This is a genomic window from Streptomyces sp. NPDC087270, from assembly GCF_044744625.1.
GTDB lineage: Bacteria > Actinomycetota > Actinomycetes > Streptomycetales > Streptomycetaceae > Actinacidiphila.
Genome location: NZ_JBIUYR010000003.1, coordinates 213,682 through 231,430, shown reverse-complemented (window position 1 = coordinate 231,430; position 17,749 = coordinate 213,682). Strand labels below are relative to the sequence as shown.

15 protein-coding genes are annotated in these 17,749 nt (G+C 72.6%); 5 read left to right on the top strand and 10 right to left on the bottom strand.

Annotated elements, in window-relative coordinates; all coding sequences use genetic code 11:
* Nucleotides 1-46 precede the first annotated feature (46 nt).
* Nucleotides 47-745: a class F sortase gene (locus ACIPAE_RS07805; protein ID WP_402443623.1), complete on the bottom strand. Its 699-nt coding sequence runs from the start codon at nucleotides 743-745 to the stop codon at nucleotides 47-49.
* Nucleotides 742-1,470: a DUF4232 domain-containing protein gene (locus ACIPAE_RS07800; protein ID WP_402443621.1), complete on the bottom strand. Its 729-nt coding sequence runs from the start codon at nucleotides 1,468-1,470 to the stop codon at nucleotides 742-744. The genes ACIPAE_RS07805 and ACIPAE_RS07800 overlap by 4 nt, the downstream gene beginning before the upstream one ends.
* 211 nt (nucleotides 1,471-1,681) lie before the next feature.
* Here ACIPAE_RS07800 and ACIPAE_RS07795 point away from each other — a divergent pair, with 211 nt between their 5' ends.
* The 3 genes from ACIPAE_RS07795 (at nucleotide 1,682) to ACIPAE_RS07785 (ending at nucleotide 4,972) form a co-directional block, all read left to right on the top strand.
* On the top strand, nucleotides 1,682-2,941 hold the full coding sequence (locus tag ACIPAE_RS07795) for a VWA domain-containing protein (RefSeq protein ID WP_329373203.1): 1,260 nt from the start codon (nucleotides 1,682-1,684) through the stop codon (nucleotides 2,939-2,941).
* Complete coding sequence (locus ACIPAE_RS07790) at nucleotides 2,941-3,777, top strand: hypothetical protein (protein WP_329373205.1); 837 nt, start codon at nucleotides 2,941-2,943, stop codon at nucleotides 3,775-3,777. The genes ACIPAE_RS07795 and ACIPAE_RS07790 overlap by 1 nt, the downstream gene beginning before the upstream one ends.
* Before the next feature lie 379 nt (nucleotides 3,778-4,156).
* The gene (locus ACIPAE_RS07785; RefSeq protein WP_366411548.1) at nucleotides 4,157-4,972 is read left to right on the top strand and encodes a VOC family protein; all 816 of its coding nucleotides are present in this window, start codon (nucleotides 4,157-4,159) and stop codon (nucleotides 4,970-4,972) included.
* Between the two features lie 46 nt (nucleotides 4,973-5,018).
* On the opposite strand, the gene ACIPAE_RS07780 is transcribed toward ACIPAE_RS07785, so the two are convergent.
* The 4 genes from ACIPAE_RS07780 to ACIPAE_RS07765 all read right to left on the bottom strand — a co-directional run bounded on the left by ACIPAE_RS07780 (nucleotide 5,019) and on the right by ACIPAE_RS07765 (nucleotide 8,692).
* Complete coding sequence (locus ACIPAE_RS07780; RefSeq protein ID WP_402443618.1) at nucleotides 5,019-5,933, bottom strand: NADP-dependent oxidoreductase; 915 nt, start codon at nucleotides 5,931-5,933, stop codon at nucleotides 5,019-5,021.
* Between the two features lie 93 nt (nucleotides 5,934-6,026).
* Nucleotides 6,027-6,926 carry an alpha/beta hydrolase gene (locus ACIPAE_RS07775; protein ID WP_402443617.1) on the bottom strand — a complete coding sequence of 300 codons (900 nt, stop codon included), beginning with the start codon at nucleotides 6,924-6,926 and terminating at the stop codon, nucleotides 6,027-6,029.
* A 42-nt stretch (nucleotides 6,927-6,968) separates the two neighbouring features.
* Nucleotides 6,969-7,859, bottom strand: coding sequence for an SDR family NAD(P)-dependent oxidoreductase (locus ACIPAE_RS07770; RefSeq protein ID WP_402443615.1), 891 nt, complete (start codon nucleotides 7,857-7,859; stop codon nucleotides 6,969-6,971).
* Nucleotides 7,860-7,942: 83 nt separating this feature from the next.
* On the bottom strand, nucleotides 7,943-8,692 hold the full coding sequence (locus ACIPAE_RS07765) for an SDR family oxidoreductase (RefSeq protein WP_402443613.1): 750 nt from the start codon (nucleotides 8,690-8,692) through the stop codon (nucleotides 7,943-7,945).
* Between the two features lie 155 nt (nucleotides 8,693-8,847).
* Between ACIPAE_RS07765 and ACIPAE_RS07760 the strand changes: the two genes are divergently transcribed.
* Nucleotides 8,848-9,564 (top strand): TetR/AcrR family transcriptional regulator C-terminal ligand-binding domain-containing protein, encoded by a 717-nt coding sequence (locus ACIPAE_RS07760; RefSeq protein WP_402443946.1) that lies wholly within the window; start codon nucleotides 8,848-8,850, stop codon nucleotides 9,562-9,564.
* An 85-nt stretch (nucleotides 9,565-9,649) separates the two neighbouring features.
* On the opposite strand, the gene ACIPAE_RS07755 is transcribed toward ACIPAE_RS07760, so the two are convergent.
* The 4 genes from ACIPAE_RS07755 to ACIPAE_RS07740 all read right to left on the bottom strand — a co-directional run bounded on the left by ACIPAE_RS07755 (nucleotide 9,650) and on the right by ACIPAE_RS07740 (nucleotide 15,268).
* Nucleotides 9,650-11,467: a right-handed parallel beta-helix repeat-containing protein gene (locus ACIPAE_RS07755; RefSeq protein ID WP_402443611.1), complete on the bottom strand. Its 1,818-nt coding sequence runs from the start codon at nucleotides 11,465-11,467 to the stop codon at nucleotides 9,650-9,652.
* Between the two features lie 186 nt (nucleotides 11,468-11,653).
* A complete protein-coding gene (locus tag ACIPAE_RS07750; RefSeq protein WP_402443609.1) occupies nucleotides 11,654-13,279 on the bottom strand; it encodes a substrate-binding domain-containing protein in 1,626 nt (541 codons plus the stop codon).
* 73 nt (nucleotides 13,280-13,352) lie between these two features.
* Nucleotides 13,353-14,294 (bottom strand): carbohydrate ABC transporter permease, encoded by a 942-nt coding sequence (locus ACIPAE_RS07745; RefSeq protein WP_366411552.1) that lies wholly within the window; start codon nucleotides 14,292-14,294, stop codon nucleotides 13,353-13,355.
* On the bottom strand, nucleotides 14,291-15,268 hold the full coding sequence (locus tag ACIPAE_RS07740) for an ABC transporter permease subunit (protein WP_329373225.1): 978 nt from the start codon (nucleotides 15,266-15,268) through the stop codon (nucleotides 14,291-14,293). Before ACIPAE_RS07740 ends, ACIPAE_RS07745 begins: the two co-directional genes overlap by 4 nt.
* Nucleotides 15,269-15,550: 282 nt before the next feature.
* Here ACIPAE_RS07740 and ACIPAE_RS07735 point away from each other — a divergent pair, with 282 nt between their 5' ends.
* Entirely contained in the window at nucleotides 15,551-17,725 is a 2,175-nt protein-coding gene (locus ACIPAE_RS07735) for an ROK family protein (RefSeq protein WP_402443607.1), read from the top strand.
* The last annotated feature ends 24 nt before the right edge of the window (nucleotides 17,726-17,749 follow it).

The following is a 17,749-nucleotide window of genomic DNA, read 5'->3' as shown; positions in this document are numbered from 1 at the left end:
CGTACCGGCCCGGTGAGGCCGGCCGGACCGGCGGGCGCCATCGGGTTCACGACCCGGACACCAGCGAGGCGTACACGATCACGTTGTCCGGGTAGCCGCCGCCCCCGCTGATCCGGGTCCCGCCGCACGTGATGAGACGCAGTTCGGGGCGGTCCACGTTCCCGTAGACGGAGGATGTCGGGAAATGCGACTTGGCGACGGTCTGCACCCGGTCGACGGCGAAGGTCGCCACCGAGCCGTCCGCCCGGACCACCGACACGGTCTCGCCCTTGCGGATCTTGTCCAGGCGCAGGAACACCCCGTCGCCGTACGACCCGACGGTGACGTGGCCGAGGATCACCGAGGGGCCGAGCTGGCCCGGGGTCGGCGAGCCGTCGAACCACCCCGCGGGCGCGTCCTTCTCGATCGGCGGCACCTTCACCTCGCCGTCGGCGGCCAGGCCCAGCGCCATGACGGTCGTGTCGACGCCGATCGAGGGGATGCGCAGCCGCGACGGCACCGAGCGCGCCATCGGGCGCGCGGACGCGGCGGGCGCGGTGGCGGACGGGCCGGAGCCGTCGTCCGCCGACACGGAAGTGGTCGGGGCCACCGACCCGCCGCCGGACGGCGTCTGCGCGGGCGAGGTCGACGCACACCCGCACAGCAGGGCCAGACCCGCCGCGAGCGCGCACACAGCGCTCCCGCGGCGGGTCCGGCGGCCGGCGGCCCCCTCACGTACGGCGGTCACGCCGGCCGCGGGGCTCAACGGCTGTCCCGCACCTTGCGGCGCAGCGCCACCGTGACGCCGGCGCCGCCCAGCGCGAGCACGCCCGCGCCGGTCGCGGCGAGCGCCGTGGTGTTCCCGCCGTGCGAACCGGTCTCGGCCAGGCCGGTGTCGGGGGCGCCGGAGGGCACCGTCGGCACCTGCGCGCCGCCACTGGTGCCCGCCGACGGCGCGGCGGTCGGGGCGGCGGTCGGGGTGCCGCCGTCGTTGCCGCCCTTGCCCGCGGCGAGGGGGGTGATCGCGAAGGTGTTGTAGCAGTCGGTGATCGCCCCCGGGATCGTCAGCGAGGCGGTGTTCCCCGGCGGGTAGACCTTCAGCTTCGTGGACGCCGGCAGGCACGTGCCCTGGTGGTTGACGGTGTGGATGGTGTCGCTCGCCGACGCGCCGGGCTTCAGCACGACCGCGGCGTACGTCCGCGCGTCCCGGGTGGCGGGTTGGCCGATCTGCTTGCCGCTCGCGTCGAGCATCGACAGGCCCGGGTAGCCCGTCAGGTGACAGGTGGTCCCGCTGGTGTTGGTGATCACCAGGTAGCGGTAGAGGTTCCCCGCGCCCGCGTCGCCGCCGCCGAGGGCGGCGCTGAGCTGCGAGGTGGCGCACATCGGGGTGCCGGAGGCGTCCGCGACGGGCGAGGACGCCATCGCCGGTACGCTTCCCAGCGCGGCCACCGCGAACACCGCGGCACCCGCGGCGAGTGAACTGCTGCGCATGTCCTGCTCCTTGTCTCCCCGGATGTCTTCCCAGGCCCCTCCCGGGGCTTCCCCGGGCGACTCGCGGAACCCGTCGTCCGGAATCGCGAGCAGAGACGACCCGGCCGCCGCCCGGGTTGTAAAGAAACGTCAAAGTCCGTCCGATTGCGTCCAACGCCCTTGCTGACCAGCCGACTTCGGGAATCGGCCCACCCTTCACTACGATCCACCGATGATCATCCGAAAGCTACTGGCCGCCGGTTCGGCCTGCGGGCTGATGGCCGCACTGGCCTGCGGCCTCCTGCCGGCCACCGCCCAAGCCGGGGAGCCCGTGCCGGGGGCCACCCCCAAGGTCGAACTCGTCCTCGACGTCAGCGGTTCGATGAGCGCCAAGGACATCGACGGGCAGTCGCGGATGTCCGCTGCGAAGCAGGCGTTCGACGACGTGCTGGACTCCACGCCCCAGGGCGTCGAGCTCGGCATACGCACCCTGGGCGCGAACTACCCCGGCGACGACCGCAAGACCGGGTGCAAGGACACCCGGCAGCTCTACCCCGTCGGCGCCCTCAACCGCGACCAGGCCAAGAGCGCCGTCGCCACCCTCCAGCCCACCGGCTGGACCCCGATCGGCCCGGCCCTGCTCGCGGCCGCCGACGACATCAAGGGCGGCGACGGCACCCACCGCCTGGTCCTCATCACCGACGGTGAGGACACCTGCGCGGCCAACCCCTGCGACGTCGCCCGGCAGATCGCCGCCCAGGGCGTGGACCTCACCATCGACACCCTCGGGCTCGTGCCCGACACCCACACCCGCAGCCAGCTCAGCTGCATCGCCGAGGCCACCGGCGGCACCTACACCACCGTGCAGCACCGCCAGCAGCTCACCACCAAGGTCAAGCAGCTCGTCAACCGCAGCACCGACACCGCCGTGACCCCCAGCGCCGTGCAGGGCGCCGACACCTGCGCGGCCGCCCCCGTACTCAAGCGCGGCCTGTACACCGACCGCGAGACGTTCTCCCAGAACCGCTGGTACCGCGTCGAGGTCAGCCCCGGCCAGGAACTGCGCGCCGCCGCCACCGTCTCCGACGACCGCTCGGTGAACGCCGACTACGGCGTGCTGCTGCGCGGCGTCACCCTGCACGGGCGGGAGATCGTCCGCGACGACGAGGGCGGCACCGGACGCACCGACGCCGTCTCGGCCGGCATCCGCTATCCGAAGCCGAAGGCCGACGACGACACTCCGGCCGAGACCGTGTGCCTCCAGGTCGGCAACTCCTTCTCCGCGCCGGCCTCCGTCAAGACCACCCCGGGCCTGCCGGTCGAGCTGTCCATCGACCTCGTGCACAGCCCGGACCAGCCCTCCGACGTGGCCTTCTACGGACTCGGCCGCGGCTGGTGGCTGCTCGGCCTGCTCGCCGCCGTCGGCGCCGTCGCCGGACTGCTCACCGGCTGGGCCGCCCGCTGGCGCACGAACACCGGGAGGACCCGCTGATGCGCACCGTACGACTGCTGGGCGCCGCCACCCTGCTGGCGGCGGCCGCCCTCACCGCGCTGACCGGACCGGCCGCCGCCGACGACGACTCCGGCACCCCGGACCCCACCCCCAGCGCGACCGGGTCCGACGCGCCGCCCACCCAGGCCGGCACCGACTTCCGCACCGCCACCGTCATCGACCAGGGCGTGCACGCCACCGCCGAGGCGTCCACCGGCGACTACCTGTACTGGCAGTTCCCCGCCGACACCGGGCAGCACGTCACCGTGCACGCCACCGTCACCTTCCCCACCACCTCCACCCGGCACGGCGCGTCCACCTGGCAGGTCGACGTCTACGACGGCCTGCGCCGCCACCAGTCCTGCCGCTACGGCACCCAGACCGTCACCGCGGCCGCCGACGCGGCCTCCGTCGACCTGGTCTGCCACCTGCGGACGATCCGCTCGTGGTCCGAGCCGTGGGCCAACGACCCGCTGCGTGGCGCGTACTACGTCCGGGTGACCGTCCTCGACCTGCCCTCGACCGATCTCGGTCAGCCGGTGCAGGCCCAGGTCGAGGCCACCTCGGACGGCACCGCGGGCAGCCAGGCGGTCGACGGCTCCGTGGCGCCGGTGGTGACCGCCAACGGCCCGAGCGTCGCCCCCTCGGGCGGCTGGGCCGGCACCTGGTGGTCGCCGCGCTGGCTGTGGACCGGGGGCGGCGGGCTGCTGGCGGTGCTGCTGGCGTTCGGCGCGCACCGGTTGGCGCGCGGCCCGCTGCGCCCGCCCGCGCCCGCCCGCCCGCCCGCCTACGACCGCCCGGACCGGCCGCGGGAGCCCGCCGGCTACGGCGACTGAGGGCCCGGGGCGGGCCCGGTCGATCGCGCCCGGCCAGCCCCGTGCCGCCCACCCGAACCACCACGAGGGCCCGCCGTGTCCCGGCGGGCCCTCACCCGTGTCCGGACCCGGGTGAGCGCGTGCCCGGTCCGGACCGCCGGCCGCCGAGCCGACCCCGATCGGTCACGCACCGCCCGGAGCCGGTAACGTCCTGCACACGGCCGCACTCCGGCCGAGCCCCGGTCACGCGCCGGTCCGGTGCCGGCTGTCCCACGGCCCGCCCGGAACCAGCGGATCGGGGCGAACCGCGAGGCATGATCACGCCATACCGGGGAAGGCGACGCGAGGCACCCGGCCGACCCCCGGCAGTTCCCTGTCCCCGAAACGGAACGGCACCACAGTGACGAGCGAGCACCCATCAGCGCCCACCGCCATCGCGCCCGCCGCGGACGCGCCCCGCGGAGCCCCCTGCTGGGCCAACCTCACCGCGCGTGACCTCCAGGCGGCCGAGAAGTTCTACGGCAGCGTGCTGGGCTGGGAGTTCCGCAACACCACGCTCGGCGACCACTTCGCGGTCGCCCTCAGCGACGGCCGCCCGGTCGCGGGCATCGGGGCCGTCGCCACCGACCTGCAGATCGCGGTCGGCTGGACCCCGTACTTCTTCGTCCCCCAGGTGGACGAAGCCGCCGGCCGCATCCGCGAGCGCAGCGCGACCGTCGCGCTCGGCCCGGTCGCGTTCGCCTCCGGCCGCGCCCTGGTCGCCGCCGACCGCGACGGCGCCGTCTTCGGGGTGTGGGACGGGCGGCTGCCCAGGGGCTGGGAGACCTGGCACGACCAGGGGCCGGTGGTGCTCCGGCTGCGCACCCGCGACGCCTTCGAGGCCGCGATCTTCTACGGCGGCGTCCTGCAGTGGGCCGACGGCAGCCCGGACGGCTGCACCGTCGACTACGAACACGAGGAGGTCGTCGTGCGCAGCGGCGGCGCCGTGGTCGCCCGGCTCAGCTCGGGGGCGGTCGAGGCCGACCCGGACCCGACGGTGCGGCCGCACTGGGACGTGCAGTTCACCGTCCCGGACACCGGCGCCTGCGTGGCCGCCGCCCGCGGCCTCGGCGGCACCCTGATCCGCCAGGGCAGCACGCACTCCGGGGCCTACGCGGAACTGCGCGACCCCGACGGCGGCCTGTTCACCGTCACCACCACCCGGCCGCCGGCCTGACCCGCGCGGGCTCGCGCGGGCCCGCGTGCCGGACGTCCGGCGCCGGTCAGGGGATGAGCACGATCTTGCCGAGCGGGTGGCCGTGTTCGAGCTGCTCGAACGCCTGCCGCACCTCCGCCAGCGGGTGGACCGCGCTGATCGGGACCTCCAGGGCCCCGGTGGCCGCCAGCCCGGCGAGTTCGGCGAGGACCTCGGGCTTGGTGCCCTCGGCGCTCGCGTCCGACCGGGTCCCGTACGTGGCGGCCGCCGCGTAGTCGATGGTGTTGATCCGGTCCGGGGGGACGCCGAGGTCGACGGCGAGGCGGACGTAGTCGCCGCCGTAGAAGTCGAGGAACCCGTCCGGCGCCTTCCCGGCCGCCTGCCGCACCCGCTCCGCGACGCCCTCGCCGTACGGGACGACGGTGGCGTCGTGGGCCTCCAGCCAGTCCTGGTGGCGGGCGGAGGCGACGGCGACCACGTGCGCGCCGGCCCGGCGCACCAGTTGGACGGCGATGCTCCCCACGCCCCCGGAGGCCGCGCTGACGACGACGGTCTCGCCCGGTCGAGGGGCGACGGCGGCGACGGCCGCGTGGGCGGTGCAGCCGGCCACGTACAGGGCGCCCGCGACCTCCCAGGCCAGGCCCTCGGGCTTGGCGACGAGCTGGTCCTCGGGGACGGCGACGTACTCGGCCTGGCTGGAACGCTCCCAGGACCAGCCGAGGACGTCGTCGCCGACCTGCCACCGGGTGACGTCGGGGCCGATTCCCACCACGGTGCCGGCCAGGTCGCTGCCCTGTCCGGACGGGAAGGTCGCCGGGAGGCGCTCGCGCAGCTCGCCGCTGCGGATCTTCGCCTCGCCCGGGTTGATGCCCGCGGCGCGCATCCGGACCAGCACGTCGTGCGGCTGGAGGGCTCGCGGTTCGACGTCCTCGACGTCGAGCACCTCGGGGCCTCCGTAACGGTGGAATCGTACGGCTCGCATGGTTCGCTCCTCGATGTGTCTGCTTCCGTGCCGGGGGCGGGAACGCCACCGGCGCTGGGACCAGGCGGCCGTCCCAGTGTGCGGGCCGGTGCGTCAGACGGCCTGCCGGCCGAGGCGGGCGCGGACGAAGGCGCCGACGTCGTCCAGGGCCCGGGCGCCTTCGGGGAGGACGGCGGCGAAGCCCTGGAAGACGTGGGGCGCGCCCGGGAACGTCCGCAGGGTGACCGCCACGTCGTCGTCGGCGGCCTTCGCGGCCAGCCGGACGGCGTCGTCGAGCAGGACCTCGTGGCTGCCGGCCTGGATCAGCAGCGGGGGCAGCCCGCGCAGGTCGGCGAAGAGGGGGCTGGCGAGGGGGCTGCGCGGGTCGGTGCCGGCGAGGTAGTCGGCGGCGCGGGTGGCGAGCCCCTCCCGGGTGAGGGCCGGGTCGAGGGCGGCCTTGGTCACGTGGCTGCGGCCGGACAGGGTGAGGTCCGCCCACGGGGAGAGGACGGCGGCGACCGCGGGCCGGGGGAGACCGGCTTCCTTGATCGCGACCAGGAGGGCCACGGCGAGCCCTCCACCGGCGGATTCGCCGCTGACGGCGATCTCCTCGGCCGGTATGCCGCGGTCGAGCAGCCCGCGGTAGGCCGCGAGCGCGTCGTCGACGGCGGCCGGGAACGGGTTCTCCGGCGCGAGGCGGTAGTCCACGGAACGGACGGTGGTACCGGTGCGGCGGGCGATGTCGGCCGCCAGGTTGACGCTTGCCGCGGCGGACCCGAGGGCGTAGCCGCCGCCGTGGAAGTACAGCGTCACTCCCGACGGCGCGCCGCCGGTGGTGACGTCGACGGTCGGGATGCCGCGGAGTTCGCCGGGGACGGCGCGGACGTCCTCTGGGACGGGGTGGGAGCCGATCATCTCGTCGAAGACGAGGCGCATGGTGCGCGGGTCGCCGCCCATGTCGAGCGGGGAGGTGCGCAGCAGGTCGGTGATCGCGGCGAGGGGGGACTCGGCCATGGGGGTCTCGCTCTCTTGTGCAGTTCGCAGGGGCCGGGGCGGTCAGGCCCGGCGCAGTTCCAGGACCTCGCCGAAGCCCATGCGGCGGACGAAGTCGGTACGGGCCTCGGTGACGGCGGCGTTGGCCTGTTCCACCTTCGAGTGGGTGAGGTCGACGACGCTGCGCAAGGGCCGCTCGCCGTACGGGAGGGCGAGGATGCGGACGATCTCCTCGGCCACGACGACGGGGTCGGCCGTGCCGCCCGGGGTGAACAGGCTCGCGGTGGCCTCCTCGTTGCGGGCGACCAGCGGGTCCAGGACCCGGTACGCCTCGGCGACGGCGGTGTCGGCGGCGCGGCCGGCCTTGGGGAAGTGGTCGGTGCCTTCGGTGAAGGCGCCGGGCATGACGATCACGGTCTCGATGCCGAACTGGGAGACCTCGTAGGAGGTGACCAGGGCCAGCGCGTCCATCGCGGCCTTGGAGACGACATAGGGGCCGAGGAAGGGCGGGGTGGTGACGGGGATGGTGCTGCCGACGTAGAGCAGGGTGCCGTGGCCGCGCTCGCGCAGGTGGGGGAGCGCGGCGCGGTTGAGCCGCTGCACGCCCAGGGTGTTCACGTCGACGAGGTGGGCGATCTCCTCGGCGGTGAACGCCTCCACGTAACCGACCAGCAGGTGGCCGGCGTTGTGGACGACCACGTCGAGCCCACCGCCGTCGGCGAGCACGGTGCGCACGGCGGCGTCGGCGGACTCCTGCGAGCTGACGTCGAGTTCGATGACGCGCAGGTCGACGCCTTCCGCGGCGGCGGCGTCGCGCAGCTCGCCGGCCCTGGGGGCGTTGCGGCCCTCGGGGTCGCGCATCGTCGCGTAGACGCGGTGCCCGGCGCGGGCGGCCGCGCGGGCGGTGAGGTTGCCGATGCCGGTGGCGGCGCCAGTGATGAGGACAGTGGACATGGGAACTCTCCGGTCGTGGTGGTGTGCGGTGCGTGGTGGGTGGTGCGTGGCCGTGTGGGTCGCGGGCGGACGGCGCCCGTGGGTCAGGCGACGCCGCCGTTGGCGAACAGGACCTGCCCGTTGATCCACCGGCCGCCGGGACCGGCCAGGAAGGCCACGGCGCGGGCGACGTCCTCGGGCGTGCCGAGCCGCTCCAGGGGCGAGGCGGCGGCGAGCCGGTCGACCGCCTGCGCGCTCTTGCCTTCGAGGAAGAGCGGGGTCGCGGTGGGCCCGGGAGCCACGGCGTTGACGGTGACGTCCCGGCCCCGCAGCTCGCGGGCGAGGATCAGGGTCATCGCCTCGACCGCGCCCTTGCTCGCCGCGTAGGCGCCGTAGCTCGGTGGCTGGAGCCGGGTGACGGAGGTGGAGAAGTTGACGAGCGCGCCCCCGGGGCGCAGCCGGCGGGCGGCCAGCTGGGAGACGACGAACGTGCCGCGCACGTTGACCCGGTGCATCCGGTCGAAGGCGTCGAGCTCCATCTCCGCCAGCGGGGCGAGCAGCATGATCCCGGCGGTGTTGACCACGACGTCCACCCCGCCGAAGTGCTCCTGGGCGGCGTCGAACAGGGCGGTCATCGCGGTCTCGTCCGCGACGTCGCCGGGTACGGCGAGCGCCGCACCGCCGGCCTCCTGGATCGCGGCGACGACCTTCTCGGCGCGCTCGGCACTGCCGGAGTAGTGCACGACGACGGACATGCCGTCGGCGGCCAGCGCGAGCGCGACCTCGCTGCCGATCCCGCCCGAACCCCCGGTCACGAGCGCCACACGGGTGGTGGTCTGCGCGGATGTGGTCATGGCGACCTCTCTCTCGGATCTCTCGTCTTTGTGGACGATGAGTACATTAACAGTATGTGGACGTCGAGTCCATATACATGTGGCCGGAGAGTCCATATAGTTGGTGCCGAGGCCGCGTCGACCAGGCCGGCCATGCCGGACGAGGAGCAGTCGTGATGGAGCGAACAGACGCCGAGGAGCCCGGGGCCGAGGGGCCCGGCCCGCTCAAGCCGGGGCGCGGACGGCGCCGGGCGGAGGACGTCCGCCACGCGACGCTCACCGCGGCGGCCGAGCTCCTGCTCGCCGACGGGGTGCAGGCCCTGACCTTCTCCAAGGTCGCCGCGCGGGCCGGGGTCAGCAAGATGACCCTCTACAAGTGGTGGCCGTCGCCCGGGGCGCTGGCCTTCGACGCCTACTTCAACGCGTTCCAGGCGACCCTCGCCTTCCCCGACACGGGCGACATCAAGGCCGACCTGACCGCGCAACTGCGGGTGTTCGTCGACCTGCTGAACCGCAACGGTGCCGTCGTCGCCGGGATCATCGGAGCCGCCCAGGGCGACCCCGACCTGGCGCAGGCGCTTTCCACGCACTACGTCGCGCACCGCCGCGCGCTCGCCGTCGCACGCCTCACGCGCGCGCGGGAGGCCGGCCAGATCCGCGCGGGGGTCGACCTCGAGGCGATCGTCGACCAGCTCTGGGGCGCCGTCTACCACCGGCTGCTGCTGCCTGCGCAGCCGCTGACCGCGGAGTTCGTCGACCGGTTGATCGCCAACCTCTTCCAGGGCATAGCCCCGGATTCCGCGGACCCGGATTCCGCCGACTCAGGTTCCCCGGGCTCGGATTCCCCGGACCCGGACTCCGCCGACCCGGACTCCCCGGACCCGGCCGCGTAAGGCGGCACGGACCCTGCCCACCGCACAGTGCCGCCGTCCCTCTCCCCACGTGGGGGAGGGGAACGGCGGCGGGGGCCGGGAGATTTCAGCCGGTGACGGTGAAGGTGGTCGGTGAGTCGTTCTGGGTCGCGACCTGGCCCGGGAGGAGGTTCTTCACCGTGTTGCCGGAGAAGACGCCGGTGCCGGTGACTCCGGCGGCGATCCAGATGCCCTGCTTCGCCGGGTGGTCGATCGTGTTGTTCGTGAGCGTCACGTGGTCGCGGGACGTGTCGATGGACAGGCCCGCGTTCAGGGAGCCGCGCAGGACGTTGTCGCTCAAAGTGACGGTCGTGTAGGCGGTCGGGAAGAGCGAGGTGTCGGCCGGGGAGCCGATGTGCACGCCGTGCCGGACGCCGTTCCAGCCGCCACCGCCGATCAGGACGTTTCCGCTGACCGTGGCGGACAGCAGGGGGTTGCCGGTGTCGCCGAACACCCCGATGTCCATGGCGTTGTTCGAGGACACGCTGTTGACCAGGTTGTTCTTCACCTGGATGTGGGAGCCGCCCGCGATCCGGATGCCGTTGGCCCACCAGGGCGCGATCGCGGTGTTGTTGAGGATCTTCGTGCCGTCCACCTGCGGGTCGGTCCCGCCGGTGCCGGCGTCGGAGTACGTCGCGAAGGAGTCGTCGCCGGTGTTGCGGGCGAAGTTGTTCCGCACGGTGATGTTCTTGCCGAGCTTGTCCGGGCTGGCGGTGTTGCTGTTGTTGACGTTGAAGCCGTCGCCGTAGGAGTCCGCGGTCCGGCTGTTCTCGATGACGCCGTTGGTGCCCGACAGCCAGTTGGCGTCGGTGTGCCGGGTCCAGATCCGGTCCACCAGCCAGCCGCCGGCGCCGCTGGCGTTGATGCCGTAGTCCGAACCACCGTTACCGCGTACCTGGCGCCAGACCGCGTTGGCGTCGATCTGCACGTCGGTCAGCGTGGTGCCCGAACCCACCAGGATCTCCGAGCGCCAACCGTCGGGGGTGGGGAGCGGGACCTTGCGGTAGAGGGTGGTGTACCACATGCCGGCGCCCTGGACCTTGACGCCGGTGAAGTCCAGCGGCGTGCCGGCCAGGCTGTTCGTCAGGTACTTGCCCGGCGGAATCCACACCGACTTGCCCTGTGTCCTGGCGGCGTTCACCGTGTTCTGGATGGCGATGGTGGAGTCGGTCCCGAACTTGGGGTCCGCGCCGTAGTCCAGCACGGAAAGGGAGCCGGCCGGCTGCTTCAGCGCGGCTGCCACGTTCTCGAAGTCGACGGAGTCGACGTCGTAGACGGCGGCGGTGTTGGCGGCGTCCTTCTTGAGCGTGATGGTGCTGCCCGCCGGGATGGGCGCGCCCGTGACCCACAGCGGGAACTCGTTGTAGAAGCGGTAGGGCATCCCGCCGGCGTTCGGGTCGTCCGGGTTGGTGGTCGCGCCACGGTAGTTCCATGCCTGCTTGGAGCTGAGCGGGATCGCCTGGCGCTGCACGCCGTTCACGTACAGGTCCAGCGACGCGTCGATGCCGCCGCCCTTCGGCGCGTCGGGGATCGAGGCCCGGACCACCAGCGTGTTGGCGCTCTTGCCGCTGGTGTTCGTGATCGTCACCGAGTCACCGGTGGCCTTCAGTTCGACCAGCGCGTAGCCCGACGCCTCGGTTTCGAGGGAGGCCGCGGTCGGCTCCGGCACACCGGGGCTGATGGAGCGGACGCGGGCGCCGCCGCCCAGCTTCCCGGACTCGGCCTCCACGGTCGTGAACGGTGTGGTCGCGCCGGCCGTCGGGGTGTGCGGCCGGGTATGCGTCGTGACGGTGCCGGCGTGGGCCTCGTCGTGGGGGAGGAAGAACAGGGCGCAGGCGGCGAGCAGCAGGGCGCCGCAGGGGGCGGATATCGCTCTTCGATACATGGGTCACGCACCTTGGGGGAGTCGGTGACGGTCGGGGGGACCGGTGGGCCGCGAGCGGGCGCGGTCCCGGGTCGCCTGGGGCCGGCGGCACACCGGTGGTCTGGGGGCGGGCTCGGTCCGGGGGTGGCTACGGCAGCCGGTCCGCGGCCGGCGCCCGCCGGAAACGGTCATCGGCGGGGGAGCGGGTCACGCGTGGGAGTCCTCCCACGCCTTCTCGTACTCGGCGCGGATCTGGTCGCCGGCGTTCTTGCGCCAGTCCTTCATCACGCCGTCCCACTCGCTGAGCGGGACGCGGCCTTGCATGATGCCCTTGCGGGTGTCGTCGATGGAGGTCTGTAGCAGCCCGGACTTCCTGGAGCTGGTCTCCGAGTACAGCGGCTCGGCCGGGTTGGGCATCAGGATCGGGACGGCCGCCTTCTGGAAGGCGTACTGGGAGGCCACGATCTCCGGCTTGGCCGGGTAGTAGAGGACCTGCGGGGCGTCCGTGGCGAAGATCGTGGGCAGCGTGACCTCGTTCTGGCCCTGCGGGGTGAGGATCGGGTCGGAGCCCTGCATGGTGTGGTCGGGGCCCTGCACGCCGTACTTGCGCAGCAGGTAGCCGTCGGTCCCGAACGGGGCCGCGAGCGCGTTCATGGCGCGCAGGATCTGCTTGATGCGCGGCTTGGGGGCCTTCTTGACGACGAGCACGGCGTAGTTCGCCGAGCCCTGCCACTGGGCACGGGCGCCGCCGTCCCAGCCCGGCGCGATCATGGCGCCGAGTTCGAAGCCCTTGGTGGCCGAGGCGTACGTCGTGTAGTAGTCGTTCCACGAGCTGGGCGCGTCGGGGTTCATGGCGATCTGCCCGCCGCCGAACCAGTCCTTGACCTTGCCCGTGACGCTGTAGGCGTCGGGATGCAGGGCGCCCGCCTTGGTGAGCTGCCGGACGGCGTCCAGGGACTGCTTGGCCTCTTCGGTCTCCAGGTACCAGGTGAACTTGCCGTTCTCCTCCCCCCACTGGTTGGCGCCGTGCAGGCTCTGCATCGCGAAGTTGAACGCCGTGATGGGGTCGCCGAGCGCGTACTGGTTCGCCTTGGGGTCGGTGATGTCCTTGCAGAGCTGGGCGAACTCCTTCCAGCTGGTGGGGTTCGGATCGATGCCCTTCTTCCTGAACAGGTCCAGGCGGGTGTAGGTGGGGCCGCCGGAGAGCATGCGGGGCATCGGCAGGGCGTAGATGCCGCCGTTCATCGCACACGGCGCCCAGGACGCGGTGGGGATGTTCGCCAGGTAGGGGTAGTCCCGGATGTTGTCCCCGGACAGGTGCTCGGAGAGGTCCTGGAAGAGGACGGACAGCATCTGCGGCGAGCGGTTGGCGCTCTGAAGGAGCATCAGCATCGCGTCCGGCAGGTCCCCGCCCGCGATGACCACGGCGAACTTGTCCGGATAGTCGCCGACCGGGGTGATCTGGAAGTTGAGGTCGCAGCCGACGGACTTGTCGAGGGCCTTCCACATGGTGTTGCGCCCCACCGGCGGCGGCACCGGGTTGAAGATCAGGGTCATGATGTCGATGCCCGGGCCCGTGGCGGGCGGCCCCTCCGGGAACGCCTTGACGGGCTCGGCCGGATAGTGCAGGTACCCGGGGGTGATGCCCTGCGGGCTGCTGGGCATCGTGGTCGGCACCCCCCGGTAGGGGATGTACGACGGAAGCTGCGCCTTGGCGTTGGCCGCGGCCTGGGAGATGTCGGGCCCGCCGTCGCCGCAGCCGGACAGCGCCATTCCGGCGGTGATGCCGGCGGCTCCGAGCAGGAAACCCCGACGGCTGAGTGCCGATGTCACGGCAGTCTCCTCTCGGTACGCGACGTGTGGGGTGTGGGGCGGGCCGGGACGCGGCCCGCGCGCAGGCGAACGCTCATCCCTTCACCGCCCCGACCATCACGCCCTTGTTCATGTGCCGTTGCAGGAACGGGTAGACGATCACGATGGGCACGATCGACAGCACCAGGATCGCCGCTTGCAGAGTCTGGGCCGGCGGCAGCGGCGCCCCGGCCGCGGTGTTGACCTGCCCGCCGCTGATCGCCGCGTTGTTGACGACGTACGTGCGCAGCACCAGCTGGAGCGGCCACTTGGAGGCGTCGTTGATGTACAACATGGCGTTGAAGAAGGCGTTCCAGTAGGTCACCGCGTAGAACAGGCCCACGACGGCCACGGACGCCTTCGACAGGGGCAGCACGATCCGGCGCAGGATGGACAGCTCGGACGCGCCGTCGATCCGGGCGGCGTCGATGAGTTCGCGCGGCAGGCCCATGAAGAAGGACCGCAGCACGATCACGTTGAACGCGTTGATCAGGGACGGCAGGATCAGCGACCAGTAGCTGTTGATCAGGTGCAGTTCCTTGATCATCAGATAGCTGGGGATGACACCGGGCGCGAAGAGCATGGTCATCAGCAGCATCATGAGCACGGGCTTGTGCCCGAAGGAGCCCGGCCGGCTGAGGCCGTAGGCGAGCATGATGGAGCAGATCAGGCTCAGCGCGGTGCCCACCACGGTCACGCCGACGCTGACCAGCATCGCCTTGGAGACCATGCCGCCGGACAGCAGCGCGTGGTACGCGGTGAAGGTGATGTGGTGGGGCCACATCACGTAGCCCCCGGCCTTGTTCACCTGGTCGGCGCCCGCGAGGGAGGTGGAGATGATCGCCAGGAACGGCAGCAGGACCAGGATCGTGCAGACCAGCAGGATCAGCGACTTGGCCACGCGCCAGGGCGGGGACCCCGGTGACTCCCCGGGGATGGCGCTGTAGGAGCGCCGCGGCCTGCTGCGCACCGGGTGGCTGGGATTGAGCGTGGTCATGACTGGTAGACACCTTCTTCGCCGAAGAGGTGGGCGATCTTGTTGGCGCCCAGGACGAGCACGACTCCGACGATGCCCTTGACCAGGCCGACCGCGGCGCTGACGCCCCACTGCCCGCCGATGAGGCCGTTGTTGTAGACGTAGGTGTCCAGTACCTCGCTCTGGTCCAGCCCCACACCGCCTTGTTGCAGCAGGATCTGCTCGAAGCCCACGCTCAGCGCGTCGCCGAGGCGGAGGATGAGCAGCAGGATCACCAGGCCACGCAGGGCGGGCAGGGTGACGTGCCAGGTCTGGCGCAGCCGGCTGGCGCCGTCCATCGCGGCGGCCTCGTAGAGGTCGTTGTCGACGCGGGAGAGCGCGGCCAGGAAGAGGATGGTGCCCCAGCCGGTGTCCTTCCAGATGACCTGGGAGGTGAGCAGCCCCTTGAACAGGTCGGGGTTGCCGATGATGTTCCAGCTGCCCATCTCGTGGGCGCGCAGGAACAGGTTGAGCATGCCGTCGTTGCCGAGCATCTGCTGGAAGAGCGCGACGACGACCACCCAGGACAGGAAGTGCGGCAGGTACAGGACGTTCTGCACCCACTTCTTGACCCGGTCGCTGACCAGGCTGTTCAGCGCCAGCGCCAGCAGGACCGGGGCGGGGAAGACGAAGATGACCTGGATCAGGGTCAGTTCGAGCGTGTTGACCAGCGCGTGGAGGAACCCCTGGTCACCGTTGAAGATGACGTCGAAGTTCTGCAGGCCGCTCCACCGGCTGTGCATGATGCCGATGTAGGGCTGGTAGTCCTGGAAGGCGATGACGTTGCCGAGCAGCGGGATGTACTGGAAGAGCAGCAGTACGACGATGCCCGGTATCAGGAACCAGAGCAGGCCCATGTCGCGGCGGCGGCGTGGACGGGACGCCCGCTGCGGGCTGTCGCCCGGCGGTGCGTCTGCCGAGGGCGGCCGAGCGGCCGGTTGGTCAAGGGTCGTCATGACATGAAAGCCCTTTCCTAGAGAGACGGGTGTCTCCGGCCACCACCAGGGCCAGGGGGGCTATATAAATTCAATGGATTACCTTACGTCAATGCTTCCAACAGGTAAATTGCGTCGGCAACCGCTCGTTCGGCGGCCAGGGAGCTGTGTCTACACTCGTAGAAAGCGCGTTCTTGCTGGTGGCGGCCGGAGTGCCCTGATCGGCGAAGTGAAAGACTCTCCCTGGCCAGCCGGGCATGCTGTCGGCCAATAAGTACTTTTACAAAAGGAGGTAAGCGCATCGTGCAACGGCCCGCGGACATCGCTCTGACCGACCATCAGCTCGCTGAACTCGCCGTTTGGGTGGAGGGGGGAGCGGAGCGTGCCGTCCGGGTCGGCATCGTGCGCGACGCGGCCGCGGGTGTCTCCGTGACGGAGAGCGCGCGCCGGCTGGGGGTGTCGCGCCCGACCGTGATGGCCTGGCGGCAGCGCTACGCGCAGAGCGGGCTGGCGGGCCTGGAACACCAGCCCCGCAGCGGCCGGCCGCACCGTATCGACGAGGCCGACGCGGTGGCCGCCACCCTCGCGGGGCCGCCCGCTCCGCTGCGGGAGTGGTCGGCACGGGCCCTGGCCGAACTCCTCGGCGTCTCGCACACCTCGCTCGGGAAGGTGTGGCAGCGCTGGGGCGCGCACCCGGGCACCCCCGAGGGGCCGTTGCACCTGCCCGCGCGGGGCCCGCTCAGCTGCCACCGGCCGGAGCTGCTGGGGGTGTGGGCGGCCGGGCAGGGCGCGGCGGGTCTGGCCGTCGCGGAGACGGACCGGCCCGAGCAACTCGACACGGTGCAGGCGGGCGGCGAGGAGCGGCGCCGGCGTTACGCGGCCATGACCGTGAGCCTGCGCCGGGCCCAGATGCGCGCCGAGGACGGCGCGGTGCGGCCCGGCACGCCTGCGCAACTCGCCGAGCTGGTAAGGATGTTCCCCGGCCGTACCGTCCACGTGCTGCTCTGGGGCGACACCGCGGACGTGCAGCCGCTGCCGCCGGGCGTCGTGCGCCACACCGCCTCGGCGTCGATGGGATGGGCCGCCACGGTGAGCGTGGTGGCCCAACTCGAGCTGCGCTACCAGCCGCACCGGGCCCGTGCGGCGCTCGACTCGCTCGCGGAGGCGACCCGCGTGCACGCGGGCGCGCCGGCCACCGAGCCGTTCCGGTGGTTCCGTTCGGGGAGCGCGGCCGAGGCGCCGCCGGCCAGGGCCACGCACCGCGCGTTCGACCAGTTCACGCTGGGCTCGTTCAACGAGAAGCTGGTGATCGAGGCGATCCGCGTGTCCGGGGCGCTGAGCCGGGTGGAGATCGCCGAACGCACCGGGCTCACCCCCCAGGCGGTGTCCCGGATCACCCGCAACCTGCTGACCACGGGCCTGCTCGCCGAGGACGAGCGGCGGATGGCGAGCAGGGGCAAGCCGCGGGTCCCGCTGCGGCTGCGCCCCGACGCGGCGTGCGCGATCGGCCTGCACGTGGACCCGGAGGTGATCACCCTGGTCCTGGTGGACCTGTGCGGGAACGTCCGCGACCGCCGCCAGTTGGCGCTGCCCCGGCCGAGCGCACCGGAGTGGTGCGTGGCCCGGATCGGGGACATGGCCCGCGCGGCCGTCGAGACGGTCGGCGCGCTCGCGGAGAACCTGCTCGGCGTGGGTGTGGCGGCGCCCGGCCCGCTCGACGTCAACGCCGGGATGCTGCTCGACCCGCCGCTGTTCGAGGGGTGGGACGAGGTGCCGCTGCGCGCGTGGCTCAGCCGTGAACTCGAACTGCCGGTCCTGCTGGAGAAGGACGCGACGGCGGCCACGGTGGGCGAGCGGTGGCTGGGCGCGGCCGAGAGTTCGGGTGACTTCGCCTACCTGTACCTGGGCGCCGGTGCGGGCAGCGGCGCGTTCCTCAACGGGGACGTCTTCCGCGGGGCCTCGGGCAACGCCGGCGAGTTCGGTGTGATGACGGCCTACGCGGCGGACCGGCTCACCCCGGACGGCGATCCCCGGATGGTGCCCGAGTGCGCGACCATGTCCGCGGTGGTCGCCGCGGCCGCCGAAGCCGGCCTGGCGCTGCCGCACACCGGCGCGCACGCGGCCGTGTGCGCGGCCGCGGCGGACGGCGACGAGCGGGCCGCGGAGGCGATCCGGCGGGTGGCCCGCGTGGTGGCCCGCGGCGCGGTCGCGATGACGGAGCTGTACGACATCGACCTCATCGTCGTCGGCGGCCCCGCGGTGCCGCCGCAGGTCGCGGAGCTCTACCTCACGGAGATCTCGGCGGCCGTGAACCGCCTGCCGGTCGCGCGGCGGGTACGCCAGGTGCGGGTGGTGTACTCGACGCTCGGCGACGCGGCGGCGGCCGTGGGAGCGGCGGCCGGGGTCTTCCACACCACGTTCGCACCGCGCCTGCACACCCACTCCGCGCAGCCCGGCCGCGGCCCGTCAGGAGCGTGAAGTACGGCGGAGTGCCCGGCCGCG